This window comes from Arthrobacter sp. UYP6, from assembly GCF_040547315.1.
In the GTDB taxonomy this organism is placed as follows: Bacteria; Actinomycetota; Actinomycetes; order Actinomycetales; family Micrococcaceae; genus Arthrobacter_B.
Genome location: NZ_JBEPPM010000008.1, coordinates 97,040 through 111,930 on the forward strand (window position 1 = coordinate 97,040; position 14,891 = coordinate 111,930).

Here is a 14,891-nt window from a genome sequence, read left to right on the forward strand (position 1 = left end):
ATAATTGGCCCTAAATCACCATGCGGCGGCCGCCATTAGAATCGACTGATGCCCCAAACACAACAACTCCCCGCCACACCTGTGTCCGCCGCAGCGCGCATCGTCACCGAAACCACCGCCCCGGCCGTCCTTGTGGGGATTCTCCTGCTGCTGCAGCCACTGCTCAGCCCCGGAGTGTCCTGGCTGCAGGGCATCGTGGCCGCCGGCTTCACCGTAGGCCTGCCCTTTTGCCTGATTCTTTGGTTGAAGAAACGCGGTGCCGTCACCGATCACCATGTAGGTGTGCGCTCCCAGCGGGGGCCGATTCTGGCCGCCTCGGCGGTATCCATAGGTGTGGGCGCCCTGGTGCTTATCCTGCTGAAGGCCCCGCCGGTTCTCTTTGGCGAAATAGGCGGAGTATTCATTGGCCTGATGCTGTGCATGGCGGCGAATTTGGTGTGGAAACTATCTGTGCATTCCGCGGTGGCGGCCTATGTTGGTCTGTGTCTCCTGGCCCCTCTTCCGGTCTTTGGGCCGGCGCTGGCCCTGATGCTGGCATCAGTAACCGGGTGGTCTCGGGTGAAACTCGGAGACCACACGCCCACGCAGGTCCTGGCCGGGCATATGGCCGGGTGCGTGGCTTTTGCCGCAGCCCTGCTGCTGCCCTGACGCGTCCTTGCACCGTTCCGAACGCGGGGATGTGAGATAAAGTCCCTATGTTCGGTCTCTTTGCGCACCTTATTCAAAAGTGTGTGTGAAACAACGATGGGGAAGTAATGGCAGTGCGTTTTAGGAGGTCCGCCGGCGGGGGACGCGAGCGGGCGGCCTCGGAAGCGGCCGTAGCGGCACTGAACCTGGGTGGAAACGTCACTTTCGATGAACTGCTGGCCGTGGTGACAAAAAAACACGGAAAACCAATTGAACTGAGGGACATTGACCATTCACTGATTCCAGCCGTCACCGGGCTGTGGATTGAAAAGGACAAGAAGTCGATTATCCTGCTTCCCGCCGGTGACAACAGGCTGCACCGCACCCACGCAGCGTGCCACGAGTTTGGGCACATCCTCCTGCGCCATCATGGGTGCGGCGGGGTGGAGACGGCAATGCCGGCCGTGTTCCAGCACATTGGCAGCCGCAAGGGCATCAAGCGGATGCTGGCGCGGTCCCTGGATTGGAACGCCACGGAACGGGCCGCCGAGCACGTTGCCTACCTGCTCTCGCTGGCGCTGCTGCCCAAGGAACCCGAGAGTTCCAACACCTTTGAGCGGACGTTCCTATGATCACCTTGCAGATGCTGCCGGCCGCCGCCCTCTGGTTGGTTGTCGCAATCCGGCTGATCGGCCTGCGCCTCGGCTGGAAACCGGGTATTCTGCCCGGCATGGCGGCGGTGGCCGTGGGAGCAACTCTGAACATCGACCAGGTGTATCTCTTTGTCGACGGCCTGCTGGGAGAGAGGAACCTGCTCAATCTGATCGTCCATCTGTTCATGGGCGCCGGAATGACCGAACTGAGCCGGCTGCTGCTGAAAGCCACCGGCCGCGGCGGGGAGCACGGGCATCATGTCAAGGCCCTGATCGGCATGGGAATTGTCCTGGCCGTCATTCAGACGGTGCTCCTGCTGGTGTCCGACACCGACGGCTCAGCCACCAATTTCACCGATACCTTCGCCTCCATCCCCACGATTGCTCCCTACCAGGCGAGTTTCTTCGCCTGGATAGGAGTTGTTCTTGGTTATACCGGCGTGGAATGTTTGCGCCGTGACAAGACCGGTGAATCTCGGGAATTCGGCATTGGCCTGAATATTGTCAGCGCCGGGTGCCTGGCCGGGGTAGCCGCTGTACTGGTGAAAATGCTGCTGATCGGCATGAAAGTTGCCGGAGTGGACGCAGCTTTCAGCCTCTATATCGGATACCGCATATTCATTGCCCTGACCCTGCTCTGTTTCGCTGTGGGGTTCATGATCCCGTCCTACAGCCGAATCCGGACAGCCCTCGCCGCCCGTCGCCAGCGCGCAGCAGATCTGAACGCACTGCGGCCGATGGTGCGCCGTCTGGCACTGACCCCCGAAGGTGCGCGGGCGCTGGAAGCCGCCCATGTTTCCGTGGACGCCCGCACCTCCAAGATCCAGCTCTACCGCTGGTTCATCCTCATTGGCGACGTCCGGGTGCTGCACCCGGAGCAGCTGTCCCTGCAGGAAACCCACATCATTGACGAGATAGGCAGAAGAATTGAAGACAACGGATCACCGGCCCGGCGCGCAGCTGCAGGCCTCTAGCTGGTTCTCCAAACTCCTGCCGCCGGCACTGATCCTGACCGCCGTCGTGCTTGCCGCCGGGATCAAGGCGGGGCTGGGACCGGTGGGAGTAGTCCTGCTTTTTGTAGGCATCGTGGGCGTTCCCGGAGCGACCTACAAAGGAACGAAGTCCGCGTTTCGTCGCCGGGGCCTTCCTGACCGCTGGCGGACCAATCTGGTCGCTGTCCTGATGCTGGCGGGCACCGTTGTCTGCTACCTCATCCCCTTGGATTCGCCGGTTCCCGTCACGGTGGGAGCACTGTTCCTGGGGAACGCCGGGCTGGTGTTTTTCCGCCGCTGGCTCGATGTGTCGGCCCATGTGTCGGTTATTACCTTCGCAGTGCTGTGGGCCGTGGCAATATTCGGGGAAGCTTGGGTGTGGCTGTTGATATTATCGCCGTTGATGATGTTCAGCCGGGTGTCCCTGCATGAACACACCCGGCGGGAGGCGCTGTCAGGCGCAGCACTGGGAGTGGCAACTTTCTGCTGTTTTCTCGTAGCAATGACTTGGAGCTGAACTAAGTGAACGATTTTGATCTTTCCCCGGAACGAGCCGCCGGCCTGCGCCGTGCCGAGACGCTCGCCCGGAAGATCAATCTCCTTTTGGACGTCATCATGTCTGAATCGGGCAAGTCGTATGAGTACCCCGCCATCAGGGACGGCGCTCAAAAGGCCGGTTACTACCTGTCCCGCACCCGCTGGTCACTGCTGAAATCGGGCAAGGAACAGGTGGTTCCGGACGAGGCTCTGCGCGCGATCGCAGCCGTCTTTGATGTGGACCCCGAATATCTGCTTCAAGAGGGCGGAAAGCTGCCCGAGAGAGTCGAAGCCGAGCTGGAACTGCTCCGCAGCATGCGCCGGGCCGAGGTGCGTAACTTCGCCGCCCGCGCCCTGGGCCCCGTGGACCCCGAAGCACTGCGGGCCATCGCGAAAATCCTGGACGAAGACGACTAGCCTCCTTTTTGGTATCGGGGACTGATCCCTTAACTTTGACCCTCCGCACCGCCGCTGTTAGGGTTCAAACATGTCTCACACATGTGTGAGACATGTTTATGGCCAATAAGCTGCGGGCGGGGGCTGATGGTGAACTGGTGAAGAGCCGTCGGGCAGCTGTGACTGGGGGGTCACGTTCGAGGGTTTCACCAAGGTTCACTGCCGACGCCGCCGTCAGCGCTTATGGCGGGTTCGCAGAGCGCGGGAAGCTTGGCGGACCACTCCAGATGTAACGTCCGCTGCCTGTGGGGGGTCAGCGTGAAGTTACGAGGGAAGCCGGTGGAATTCTTCCGCCGGCTTCCCTCGTATCTGCAGGTTTTGGTGTGCGCTGCAGCCTACCCAGGAGGCGCAGCGGCGGGCGGAAGAGCGGACCCGTGAACAACTGCACCAGCAGGAACAGGTGCAGCTGCGGTGTTTTGCGTCGAAGGCTGCGCCGGAAACTAGCGCTCACGCGAGCTGTCCGGGACGTTAGGTGCTCCCCGCCAGCACAGGTTCCCACCCTTTGTTCCCTGCTGGGGCTGGTGTTGCCTCAGCAGTAACACCAGCCCCAAAGGGTGGGAACGCGTGCGCGCTCCGGTCGGTGTGCTGAAGAACCTGCCCCCGAGCCCGAGCCCGAGCCCGAGCCCGAGCCCGAGCCCCGAACCCGAATCGAGCCCCGAGCCCAGCCCCTGTGTCCGCACCCCCGGCGATCCGCTCCTGCCCGTCGTCAATGTCAGCGGGACGGACGGGGCGACGGCGGGCGGCCGGGCTGCGGAGTCGACCGCTCGCCCGGTGCCAGAAAACGTACCCGACGCCGGCCGTCGCTGAGCAGGCGCACGCCGTCGACCATGGTGTCGCGCAGATCCATCAGCGCGAACTGGTACTGCTCCGGCGCCCGGGTTGCTTCGCGCAGGTACAGGGTGCAGGCGGCGGACAGGCGCATCAGGACCCCGGTGTTGGGGGAGCCGCTGCGCAAGTAGGCCAGGGTTTCGAGGATCCTGTCGCGCGCATCCAGCACTGTGCTGCGCAGCCGGGCCTCGTCGTCGGGCCCGGGGACGAGGCGGGGCTCAATCTCTGCCAGGGAGCGCTTCATATGCAGGTCCATGATGAGAGCGTTCAGGGCGGCCGACTCGTCGCGGCGGTCGATGCCGGCGCGGGTGCTCCAACCTGCGCCTATTCCCACAATGAGGCCCAGGACGGGCGCCGTGATTGCCAACCATTCCATGGGAGACCTCCCGGAAGAAGCGTCTCTTGACGGTACCCTCCGGCCCGGACGCGGACCAGCGTTCGGAGCACATCCCGCACCCGGCGGGTGAAGTTCAGCCGCGTCACGGGTCAACGGCCGGGAATCTGTGCGGGGTGGGTCCCGTGTGAAAACTGTGCACGAGGTGTGGGCAGGTTGCGGACCCAACCTGTCCGCAGGCCCCCTGCATCCCCACATGCTGCGTGCCTAGCGTGAAGAGCCGGGGGAGGAGGAAGGACCAATGGGACTCATGGAAATAGAGATGGCCACAATAGTGCAGCGGGAACGCCTGGCTGAAGCACAACAATGGCGGCGGCGAAGGGACCTCAAAGACAGGGCACGGCAGCGGCGGGAGGAAAGACGCACTGCGGCGGGCACCCGAGTGCGGGCACCGAAGGCGGACTGGCCGGTGTTCTCCCTGCGGATCGGCGGTTTCGCGCTGGTGGCATTCCGGACCGTGAAGATTGGGCCGCGGAGCCACCTCTCGTAGCGGCGGAAGCTATTCCTTGACGGCACCCTCGAGCATGCCCTTGATGAAGTGCCGCTGCAGGATGAAGTAGAGGACCACCACCGGCAGGGCCACCAGCACCGCGCCGGCCGCCAAAAGTGCGGTGCCCTGGGTGTACTGGCCCTGGAAAAACGCCAGGCCCAGCGGAGCCGTACGGAACGCACCGGTGGGGGACATGACCAGCGGAATCAGAAACTCGTTCCAGGTCCACATGAACACCAGCACCACCATGGTGGTGATCGCCGGGCGGCCCATGGGCATCAGGATGGACCACAGAATGCGTCCGGGGGAGGCGCCGTCCATCCGGGCGGCATCCACGATCGCCGGGCTGACCCCGCGGAAATAGGTGCGCATCCAGTAGGTGCCGAACGCCACCGACTGCGCCACCTGCGGCATGGCCACCGCCCACACGGTGTCCGTCAGGCCCAGGGCGCGCAGGTCGAAGAACAGCGGCACCACAATGGCTTCAGCCGGCACCATGATGCCCAGCAGAAACAGGTAGAACAGGGCCTGGCTGCCGCGGAACGTCATGGTGCCGAAGGCGTAGCCCGCCAGTACTGAGAGCACCACGGTCAGGGACACCACAATGACGGCCACCAGCACCGACGTGCCCATGTACTGCCCGAAGCGGCCCTCCTCCCAGGCGGCCAGGAAATTGCCGGGGTGGAAGATGCCCTCCCGGCCGGCAGCGGCATCCCGCGGGCCGAAGGCTTCCGTGAGGATGGTCAGCATGGGCGCCAGGACCAGCAGGGAAAAGACGATCAGGACGGCGTAGTTGAGGAACCGTTCAGTGCTGCTGACCTTCACGGGTTCCGCTCTCCGATCCGGTTTACAACCGCGGTAATGAGAAAAATCAGAAGGGTCAGGGTCACACCCACGGCCGCGGCGGACCCCACCTGGCCCAGTTCGAACGCCCGCCGGTACACCTCGTAGCTGGGGACGGTGGTGGAGCTGCCGGGCCCGCCGCTGGTGGTCACATAGATCAGGTCAAAGGTCTTGAGCGAGGCAACAATGGTCAGCGTCAGCGCCACGGTGATCTCGGCGCGGACCGACGGCACAATGATGGCGAAAAATTCCCGCACCGCACCGGCACCGTCCAGGCGCGCGGATTCAAACTGTTCCACCGGAATCCGGGCCATCCCGGCCAGCAGCAGCACCGTCACTAGACCGGTGGAAACCCAGGTGCCAATGAGGCCGACGGCGGGAAGTGAGAACGTGTAATCGCCCAGCCAGGCGCGGGTCAGGAAGTCCAGGCCCACGGCCCGCAGCAGGGTGTTCAGGGTGCCGTCCGGAGCGTAGATCTGCCGCCAGGCAACGGCCACCACCACCATGGCAATGACCTGGGGCAGGAACACAATGGTGCGGAACACTGACAGGCCGTGCACCTTGGCCCGGGTCAGAACGGCCGCGAGGACCAGGCCCAGACAGACCGGCAGGACGGCGTAGAAGAACACAAACACCAGTGCGTGGCCGAAGGCGGCGCGCAGCCGGTCATCGGCAAGGATGTCCGTGTAATTGTCCAGGCCCACAAAGGTGGCCAGGCTCAGCCCGTCCCAGTCGAACAGGGACAGATGAGCGGCCCGGCCCAGCGGATACAGCATGAACGCCGCGTACACGAGGAACGCGGGAAGGATGAATAGGTACGGGACGTACCAGCGCCCGCCGCGGCCGCCCCGGCTGGTCCGCCCGCCGCGCCCGTCCCGGCCCGCCGCCGTCGTCGTCGTATCAGCCTGCGTCTGTGAACTCGGCATAGTCAGCTTCCAGCGCTTCGGTGAACTCCTGCGGGGATGTCCGGCCGTCGAGGACTCCCTGCAGCGCCTCGCCCATGGTGTCGGCCATCGTGGGGGTGGCGTAATCCAGGTAGGGGAGCAGCGCGCCGTCGGCGCTGACGGAGCCGAACTCGGAATACACGTCCTGCAGCACGCCCGATTCCGGGGCGTACTTCTGGGTGTCGACCACGGGGAGGTTTCCGGTGTCCGCCAGGATGGCCATCGCCTCGTCGCTGGTGATGAAGTCGATGTAGGCCGCGGCCAGGTCCGGGTTCTCGGATTCGCTGGTGATGGTGAACGGCAGGCCCGTGCCGCCGGTGGTCTTGGGCGCTTCACCGGCAGCGGCGGCGGGAACAAAGAACCCGGCATCCTCGCCCATGGCGTCCTGCAGATCGGCCGCCAGCCAGGAGCCGCCCATCAGGAACACACCGTCACCGGCGGCCAGCTGCTGCCACGCGGCGTCGTAATCGGTGCCGTTCACGCCGTCGTTGAAGTATCCCTTGGACTGCCAGTCGATGAGTTTTTGGGCGGCGGCCTCATTCTCCGGCGTGGTCCACGACGCGCCGGCGTTGCCGAAGCCCAGCTTCTGTACTTCCTCGGTGGACACCAGGGACCCCTGGACGGGTCCGAACACGTGCAGCGCCGGCCACTTCTCAATGTTGCCCAGCAGCAGCGGAGTCTGGCCGGCGTCCTTGGCGGTGTTCAGAGCCGACTCGAAGGCCGCCCAATCCGCAGGCACATCCAGGCCCAGGTCCTTCAGCTTGGACTTGCTGTAGAAGACGCCCACCACCTCGCCCACCTGCGGAAGCCCGTACAGGTTGCCGCTGCCAAAGGTCGTGCCGTCCTCGCTGTACTGCGAGTACTGCAGCACGCTCTGCGGATAGCGGTCCGCCCAGCCGTATTCCTCGGCCCACGGATCCAGCGGCAGCAGCTGCCCGGCGGCCACAAAGTTCCCCATGGCGTTGCGGCCGTTGTTGGCCTCGACCACATCCGGGGCGTCATCGCCGCTGAGAGCCAGCCGCAGAGTGGTGGCCAGGTCCTCGAAGGACTGCGAATTCCGTTCAATGGTGATGTTGGGATACTTGGCCATGAAGGCCTCGTTGAGCTGCGTCATCTGCTCGTTCTGCCCGCCGCGCACCTCCTGGTCCCAAACCGTGAGGGTCTTTTCCCCCATGGCGCCGATGTCCGTTTGGACGGCGGCGTCCGGGTCCCGTTCGGCGGGAGCATCCCCGGCGGAACCGGGGGTGCAGGCGGTGAGGGCCAGGGCGGCGGCGGAGAGGGCTGCAGCCAGCACCACGCTGGAACGACGACGGCGGGAACTGGGCATGGCTTTATCCTTCAACTGTGCGGCGGATCGGATCTGGGTGTGCTGCTTCTCCCGCGAGATGGCAGAAAGTGCTCTTCCCAGCGCTGGGAAGAGCACTTTGTGGCATCTCGCGGGGTGGTGGGGGTTCATGAAAAGGCCTCCACTTCGGTCAGGAGCCCAAAGGTGGCCTCGGCGCGGCGGACGGCGTTGCGTGCCCTGTCGGGGAGGACATCGTCAAGGAAGCCGTAGCGGCGGGCGACGTCGGCGTCTTCGGCACTGCGGGAAGCGGTGGCCTTGGCTGCGGTCCACCAGTCCACAATGTCGCCCCACCCCGGCGCGGCCAGGGAACCGCCAAAGTGCTGTACGGCCAGGGCGGAGGACAATGAGGCGAAGAGCAGACGCTGTTCCAGCGGCCACTGCTCCAGGGTTCCCACCACCATGGCGGCGGCGAAAACGTCGCCCGCTCCGGTGGAATCCAGGGCGTTTACCCGCAGCCCGGGAACGGATGCGGTTTCGCCGGTGGAGGCATCGGCGGCGATTGCGCCGTCCGGGCCCCTGGTGACGACGGCGAGTGGTACCTGGTCCGAGAGACGGCGCAGCGCGGCGTTGGCGCTGTCCGTGCGGGTGTAGGCCATGGCCTCAACGTGGTTAGGCAGGAAGGCGTGGCAGAGATGCAGATCGGAGAGTACCGCGGGGTCCCACACTTCACTGGGATCCCAGCCGACGTCCGCGAAGACCAGGGTGTCCCCGGCGCCGTAGTCCTTCCACCAGGGTTCCTCGCCGTCCGGCCGGACCAGTTCGCCAAAGACCGCACGGGCCGCCGGGGGTGAACCGATCAGCTCCCGCTGGCTGACCGGAATGGGATGGCCGTGGGTGATCAGGCTCCGGTCTCCCAGCCAGGACAGGGACACGGTGACCGCAGAGTGCCAGTTGCGGAACCTCCGGGAGCGGCCGAGGTTGATGTTCTCCTGCTCCGCCAGCAGGGACCAGGCCCAGGCGCCGTAGGCGTCGTCCCCGAATCCGGCGGCAAGCCCGGTGTTCAGGCCCAGCCGCGAGGCCGCCACCGCCAGGTTGGCGATCCCGCCGGGGAGCGAGCCCATGCCGTCGGCCCAAATCTCGGTTCCGGGCTTTGGAGCGGACGGCAGACCGGTGAAGACGATGTCGAAAAACAGGGGTCCGGTGAGGAACAGGTCCAACCGGGTTTCGGTTCCCACACTGCTGCTCACCTGGTTCCTCTTCCGTTGTTCGGCATCCGTGGGTCTGCACCGTTTGCGGCCGGAGGGGCGTACGGGTGCAGTGGGACGGATGTGACGATGTGACTGGACGCTAGCACGCAGAATTGAGCAGAACAAGCAGCAATGAATGCTTGAAGCTGGCTGATTCTGACTGCTACTGTCAGCCCATGCTCACAGACAGCAGGCGGTCCGCGATCCTGCACCGGGTGCAGGAAACCGGCAGCGCCTCCGTCTCGGATCTGGCGCGCCTGGTGCAGGTCAGCGAATCCACCATCCGCAGGGACCTCAATAGGCTCAGCGGCCAGGGCCTGCTCCGGCGGGTGCGCGGGGGCGGCACCGGAGTTGGCGCGGAGTTTGCGGCCGCTGCCGGTCCTGAACCGGATGACGTCCCCTTCATTGAAGTCGCGGCCCGCTCCGTATCGTCCAAGCAGCGCATCGCTGCCCGCGCGGCCGCGCTGGTAGGCGAGGGCGACGTCGTCGTACTGGACATTGGCACCACCACCGCCCTGATCGCCCGGGAGCTGCGGGGCCGCTCCATCACCGTCATCACCGCCAGCCTGGCCGTTCTGGATGAGCTGCGAGAGGACCCGTCCACCGAACTGATCCTGCTGGGCGGCGTGCTGCGCCGGTCCTATCACTCGTTGGTGGGAACCCTGACCGAGGAGGCACTGCACCGGCTGCGGGCGACCATCTGCTTCCTAGGCACCTCGGGTGTGCAGCCCGACGGCACAGTCATGGACACCACCGGAACCGAGGTGCCGGTGAAGCGGGCCATCCTGGGGGCGGCACCGCGCGCCGTCCTGGTGGCCGACGAAACCAAATTTCCGGGCACCGGCATCCTGCCGGTCTGCCCGGCGCGGGACATCTCCACCCTGGTCACCTCGGCCTCCTCAGAAGCGCGGACGCTGGACCTGTTCCGGCACACAGGAAGCGACGTCATTACCGTATGAAACTGACTCTGATTGGCGGCGGCGGCTTCCGCGTACCGCAGATTTTTGAAGCCCTGGCGGCCAAAGATGCCAGCGCCCGCGTCACCGAGCTGTGCCTGTATGACCTTGGACCGGAACGGCTGGAGGTAATGCGGTCGGTGCTCTTGCAGCTGGCCGGATCCACGCCGCGTCCGCCGCGGATCACCGTCGAAACTGACCTGGACACCGCGCTGCGCGGCGCATCCTTTGTCTTCTCCGCAATGCGGGTGGGGGGCGCGGCCGGTCGGATTGCCGATGAGCGGGTAGCTCTGGACCTGGGCGTGCTCGGCCAGGAAACGGTGGGCCCGGGGGGCCTGGCCTATGCGCTGCGGACCCTGCCCGCCGCCCGGCGGCTGGCCGAACGGGTGGCGGCAGTGGCGCCGGAGGCCTGGGTCATCAACTTCACCAACCCGGCCGGCATGGTGACCGAAGCGATGCGCGCTGCCCTGGGAGACCGCGTGATTGGCATCTGCGACACACCGATCGGGCTGATGCGCCGGGCGGTGCACGCCGTCGGATCCACCCCGGAGGCCGTGGACTTCGATTATGTGGGGCTGAACCATCTGGGGTGGCTGCGCCGGATTTCCGTGGACGGGCAGGACCGGCTGCCGGCCCTGCTTGCCGACAATACCGCGCTGGGGCAAATGGAGGAGGCCCGCCTGATGGGCTTTGACTGGGTCCGCGCTTTGGGCGCGGTACCCAACGAGTACCTCTACTACTACTACTTTCAGCGCGAGGCGACCGAGCGCATCCGGGCCTCGGCGGAAACCCGCGGCGAATTCCTCCAGCGCCAGCAGGCCGGCTTCTACGAGCAGGCCCATCTGTATCCCAACAGTGCGCTGGAGCTGTGGCAGCAGACCAAACACGACCGCGAAGCCAGCTACATGGCGGAGAGCCGCCCCGAAGAGGAGCATAACGGCCGGCAGGAAAGCGACGTCGACGGCGGCGGCTACCAGGGTGTGGCCCTGGACCTGATGGGCGGGCTGACCCACGGAACCTCAGCGACGATGATCCTGAACGTGGCCAACCGGGGGACGGTGCCGGAACTTCCCGACGACGCCGTGATAGAGGTGGCCTGCGACGTCCGGGCGGGCGGGGTTCAGGCACGGAAGGTGGCACCCGTGCGCGCCGATATGCTCGGACTGCTCCAGCAGGTCAAGGCCGTGGAACAGATGACCATCGCTGCGTCCCTGCACCGCGACCCCGTTCTGGCCTGGCGCGCCCTCGCCGCACATCCGCTGGTGGATTCAGTGACGGTGGCGCAAAAACTGCTGGACACCTACCGGCAGGTGATACCGGGCGTGGCCGCGGCGTTTGACTGACCGGGCAGTTCTTTGCGGAGGGCGCATTCCAGCTGCACCGGAGGATTCCTGCTAGGCTCCTCGCTGAAATAGTTTTGTGCTTTTGGGGGAAAGTATCTTGACGCCCTGCGTGTCATGCCGCGCCCTGCCGAGTCTTACTTTGCGCCCTCCAACCATCACACAAGGGAAGTGCAATGAAATTCTGCAGTGAATGCGGTCAGCAGCTGCTCCCGGAAGCCCGTTTCTGCGTGAGTTGCGGAACTGCGGCGCACTCGTCGTCGTCCTCGACGGCGCCGGCCGCCACATCCGCGAGCGGAGCGGTTCCGGAACATCAGCGTCAGCCCGAATACGCAACAGCCGGAGCCCCTGCAGCCGGGAGCTTCGCCTCGGGACAGAGGTACGCTCCGGCGCAGCAGCCCGCAGCTGCCTCCGCCGAACCCCGGAAATCAACCAGCGCTTTCGCGGGGATCCCGGTCAGCGACTACCTCCGCGACGGCGCAGCTGCCCTGGCCCTGATCATGTCCCTGTTCATGGCGTGGAGCTACGGCAGCGAGGGAACGTCCACGGCTGCCACGCGGGTGGACGTTGTTCTCATCACCCTGGTCAGCCTGCTTTCCCTGGGTCTGAGCTATGTCTGGCGAGCCGGTGTTTTTGGGCCCGGGATGGGCTACCGCAGGATCCAGGACCTCAAACTGCTGGCCAATGCACCGTACGTCCTTCTGGTGCTGGTCTACACGGCCCTCAGCCTGATGACGGCTAACCGATTTGACCCGGGTGCGGTCGCAGCCCTCGGCCCGGCAGTGGCCTTCGGCCTTGCCGGGGCCCTGCTGGCGGCGCAGCCGAGGCGCGCCGAAATTGCTCCCGGCGCTGTGGACGAACCCCGTAACCGGCGCTGGATCTACGGTGTCCTGGGTGTTGCCGGACTGGCCGCCGTGGTGGCACTGGTCCAGATCATCCGCTACTGGGTGGCGTATGGCGGTTCAGGCGCTGCGGGCTGGGGAATCGTTGCCACGCTCCTGGCGCTGGCAAGCCCGGCCGTCCTGGTTTTCGTTGCCCTCCAGGTCAACCGGTGTTCCGACCGCTGGCGGCGGGCCGGCGTCGCCCTGGCACTGGGGGCCGGCTTCCTATCGCTGCTGGCACTGTTCGAGGACCTGAGCCTGCTCCAGCTGTCCCTGTCCGCCTTTGTCCCCGGCTTCTCCCTGCTGTTCTGGATGGCGTTCGGCGCAGCGGTTTCGGCTCCGTCTGTGGCACGCCTGACCGAAGCCTCAGCGGTTGCTCCCACTGACACCCGCAACGCTGCGCAGCCACTGCTGTTCCTGGCGGCAGGTCTGAGCGCCGTCCTTGTCCTCGGAGCGGCCATCACGCTGATCACCCTTGCCGTGCAGGGCTACTCGGACGGACTCGCGCCGCAGGTTGTTGCCCTGTTCTTCGGGCTGCTGCTCACCGCCGGAGCAATTCTTACTTTGCGTTTCATGGGCAAGGATCCCCGCTCTGCCTACATTGTGCCCAGCGGCTACGCCGGGATGCTGGTGGTTCTGGGCCTGGTGCTCCTGATCATTTGGTCTGTGCAGGACGAGGACTTCCAGCTTGGCCCGGTCATCATGCTGCTCACCTTTGTGCTGCCGGCCGCCCTTCTTGCCGCCCTGTGGCTGCCGACCGCTTCCCGGGAGCAGTTCCGATCGCTGCCCGCGGCCAACGGATCAGGAACGTCAGGTTTCAACTTCGCCGGTGAACCCAGAACCCCTGCCGGGCAGCAGGGTCCGGTAGGCGGGGAGACGGCAGCATCCGCAGCATCAGCTGCCTCAGCCACGTCCGTCTCAGCCGCGTCCGTCACTGCTTCGGAGAGCGCTGCCGGGAAGGGCAAGCCGGTCCCGGACGCCGGCGCGGAATCGGTGCCAACCGCCGCCGCGGATCCTGCAGAGAGATCTGAAGCTGACCCTGCGGCCGCTGCCTCAACCGCCGACAGCCCCGATGTCCTGGCCGAAGCCGCGAACCCGGAAACACCGCTGGCACGGCTGCAGGAACTGGCGGCGAACCACCCGCAGGCCCGCCCGGCGGTGGCAGCCAACCCGTCCACCTATCCGAGCCTGCTGATCTGGCTTGGGCAGCTGGGAGATCCGGCCGTGGATCAAGCGCTCCGTCAGCGCGCCTGATGAAGCGGCTGGCGGCCGGTGCGCTGTCGCTGGCCGTCATGGTACTGGCGGGTTGCGCGCCTGATCCTGCCCAGAGCAGCGGTCTGCCCACCGCAGGCAGTACAGTTTCGGATTCGGCCGCCGCCCGCACCTCCGCCCCGTCAGCCCCGTCAGCCCCGGCTGACCCGACTACCGAGGCTGGTAGCCCAGGTCTGCCTGCTGCCGGGCCGCGGCTGGCCGCCCTGCTGGGGAATTCCGGCGGCCCAGCGGACGTGGTCCTGCTTGGCGACTCCTTTGCCGCGGGCGAAGGCGCCGGTTCGTATCAGCCGGTGGGCGGTGTGGCCGAGAGCCTGTGCCATCGCAGTGCGGCTGCACTGTTCGCTGATGCAGCCGGCAGCACGGTAGTCCATAATTTCGCCTGCTCGCGGGCGCGGGTGTCCTCGCTGGGAGCGGCGCAGCCAATGCCGGGGCACGGACCGGCGGGTATTCCGGCGCAGCTGGAGCAGCTGGGCGGGCTCCGGCCGGACCTGGTGGTGCTGTACATCGGCGGGAACGACGTGGGCTTCGCCGGGCTGCTGCAGGCCTGCATCGCGGAAACTGAACCCTGCGGCGGGGATCCCACACTCCTGCAGTCGACCGAACGGACGCTGCGGGAGCTGAGGGCACCGCTGGCCCGGTTGTACACCGCGGTGGGAACGGCTGTGCAGGCCCCGGTGCTGGTCCTGCCGTATCCGCAGCTCTTCGACACGGCCCAGGGGGCCTGCGGGCGGCTTTCGCCGAACGAGCAGTCCCTGGGGCTGGAAGTAACCGACGCCCTGAACAGCACCATCGAGCAGTCGGTGGAGGCGGCGGGCCAGCCGAATGTGAGGTATGTGGACGCGTTGGAGGACTCTTTCGCCTTGCGCGGAGCGTGTGGTGACGATCCGCTGGTAGTCACCGCCCGTCTTGGTCCGCTCCTGAATGCGGCGGCGTCCGAATCCGCTGCCCAGGAGGTCCTGCACCCCACTCAGGAGGGGTATCGGGTTCTGACCGGTGACCTGCTGCGGTGGATGGAAGAACACCCCGGCTAGATGCAGCGCCGGGGTCATCCGCAAGCCGAATCTTGAGGATATCTACGGGCATGAAACGGAATTTTCGGATACGCCGGGAGCCTCTGTTAGGCTCCCAAACATTGCACTGTAATTT

15 protein-coding genes are annotated in these 14,891 nt (G+C 65.8%); 10 read left to right on the plus strand and 5 right to left on the minus strand.

Annotated elements, in window-relative coordinates:
• Positions 1–48 precede the first annotated feature (48 nt).
• From ABIB35_RS08665 to ABIB35_RS08685, 5 genes are all read left to right on the plus strand, one after another.
• Positions 49–648 (plus strand): phosphatase PAP2 family protein, encoded by a 600-nt coding sequence (locus ABIB35_RS08665; RefSeq protein WP_354180599.1) that lies wholly within the window; start codon positions 49–51, stop codon positions 646–648.
• 107 nt (positions 649–755) lie between these two features.
• Positions 756–1,259, plus strand: coding sequence for a hypothetical protein (locus ABIB35_RS08670; protein ID WP_354180601.1), 504 nt, complete (start codon positions 756–758; stop codon positions 1,257–1,259).
• Positions 1,256–2,254 carry a hypothetical protein gene (locus ABIB35_RS08675; protein ID WP_354180602.1) on the plus strand — a complete coding sequence of 333 codons (999 nt, stop codon included), beginning with the start codon at positions 1,256–1,258 and terminating at the stop codon, positions 2,252–2,254. The genes ABIB35_RS08670 and ABIB35_RS08675 overlap by 4 nt, the downstream gene beginning before the upstream one ends.
• Positions 2,208–2,789 carry a hypothetical protein gene (locus tag ABIB35_RS08680; protein ID WP_354180604.1) on the plus strand — a complete coding sequence of 194 codons (582 nt, stop codon included), beginning with the start codon at positions 2,208–2,210 and terminating at the stop codon, positions 2,787–2,789. The genes ABIB35_RS08675 and ABIB35_RS08680 overlap by 47 nt, the downstream gene beginning before the upstream one ends.
• Positions 2,790–2,794: 5 nt before the next feature.
• The gene (locus ABIB35_RS08685) at positions 2,795–3,226 is read left to right on the plus strand and encodes a hypothetical protein (RefSeq protein ID WP_354180605.1); all 432 of its coding nucleotides are present in this window, start codon (positions 2,795–2,797) and stop codon (positions 3,224–3,226) included.
• Between the two features lie 751 nt (positions 3,227–3,977).
• On the opposite strand, the gene ABIB35_RS08690 is transcribed toward ABIB35_RS08685, so the two are convergent.
• Positions 3,978–4,469, minus strand: a complete 492-nt coding sequence (locus ABIB35_RS08690) for a hypothetical protein (protein WP_354180607.1) — start codon at positions 4,467–4,469, stop codon at positions 3,978–3,980.
• Positions 4,470–4,728: 259 nt separating this feature from the next.
• Between ABIB35_RS08690 and ABIB35_RS08695 the strand changes: the two genes are divergently transcribed.
• Positions 4,729–4,977: a hypothetical protein gene (locus tag ABIB35_RS08695; RefSeq protein ID WP_354180609.1), complete on the plus strand. Its 249-nt coding sequence runs from the start codon at positions 4,729–4,731 to the stop codon at positions 4,975–4,977.
• A 9-nt stretch (positions 4,978–4,986) separates the two neighbouring features.
• On the opposite strand, the gene ABIB35_RS08700 is transcribed toward ABIB35_RS08695, so the two are convergent.
• The 4 genes from ABIB35_RS08700 to ABIB35_RS08715 all read right to left on the minus strand — a co-directional run bounded on the left by ABIB35_RS08700 (position 4,987) and on the right by ABIB35_RS08715 (position 9,296).
• The gene (locus ABIB35_RS08700; protein ID WP_354180611.1) at positions 4,987–5,802 is read right to left on the minus strand and encodes a carbohydrate ABC transporter permease; all 816 of its coding nucleotides are present in this window, start codon (positions 5,800–5,802) and stop codon (positions 4,987–4,989) included.
• Positions 5,799–6,746 carry a carbohydrate ABC transporter permease gene (locus ABIB35_RS08705; protein WP_354180613.1) on the minus strand — a complete coding sequence of 316 codons (948 nt, stop codon included), beginning with the start codon at positions 6,744–6,746 and terminating at the stop codon, positions 5,799–5,801. The genes ABIB35_RS08700 and ABIB35_RS08705 overlap by 4 nt, the downstream gene beginning before the upstream one ends.
• The gene (locus tag ABIB35_RS08710) at positions 6,721–8,091 is read right to left on the minus strand and encodes an ABC transporter substrate-binding protein (protein ID WP_354180614.1); all 1,371 of its coding nucleotides are present in this window, start codon (positions 8,089–8,091) and stop codon (positions 6,721–6,723) included. The genes ABIB35_RS08705 and ABIB35_RS08710 overlap by 26 nt, the downstream gene beginning before the upstream one ends.
• Before the next feature lie 125 nt (positions 8,092–8,216).
• Positions 8,217–9,296, minus strand: coding sequence for a PfkB family carbohydrate kinase (locus tag ABIB35_RS08715; RefSeq protein ID WP_354180616.1), 1,080 nt, complete (start codon positions 9,294–9,296; stop codon positions 8,217–8,219).
• 176 nt (positions 9,297–9,472) lie between these two features.
• On the opposite strand from ABIB35_RS08715, the gene ABIB35_RS08720 reads away from it, so the two are divergent.
• The 4 genes from ABIB35_RS08720 (at position 9,473) to ABIB35_RS08735 (ending at position 14,776) form a co-directional block, all read left to right on the plus strand.
• Positions 9,473–10,255, plus strand: a complete 783-nt coding sequence (locus ABIB35_RS08720; protein ID WP_354180618.1) for a DeoR/GlpR family DNA-binding transcription regulator — start codon at positions 9,473–9,475, stop codon at positions 10,253–10,255.
• Complete coding sequence (locus ABIB35_RS08725) at positions 10,252–11,595, plus strand: 6-phospho-beta-glucosidase (protein WP_354180620.1); 1,344 nt, start codon at positions 10,252–10,254, stop codon at positions 11,593–11,595. The genes ABIB35_RS08720 and ABIB35_RS08725 overlap by 4 nt, the downstream gene beginning before the upstream one ends.
• Positions 11,596–11,768: 173 nt before the next feature.
• The gene (locus tag ABIB35_RS08730; protein ID WP_354180621.1) at positions 11,769–13,727 is read left to right on the plus strand and encodes a DUF7937 domain-containing protein; all 1,959 of its coding nucleotides are present in this window, start codon (positions 11,769–11,771) and stop codon (positions 13,725–13,727) included.
• Positions 13,727–14,776, plus strand: a complete 1,050-nt coding sequence (locus ABIB35_RS08735; RefSeq protein ID WP_354180622.1) for an SGNH/GDSL hydrolase family protein — start codon at positions 13,727–13,729, stop codon at positions 14,774–14,776. Before ABIB35_RS08730 ends, ABIB35_RS08735 begins: the two co-directional genes overlap by 1 nt.
• Positions 14,777–14,891: the final 115 nt, after the last annotated feature.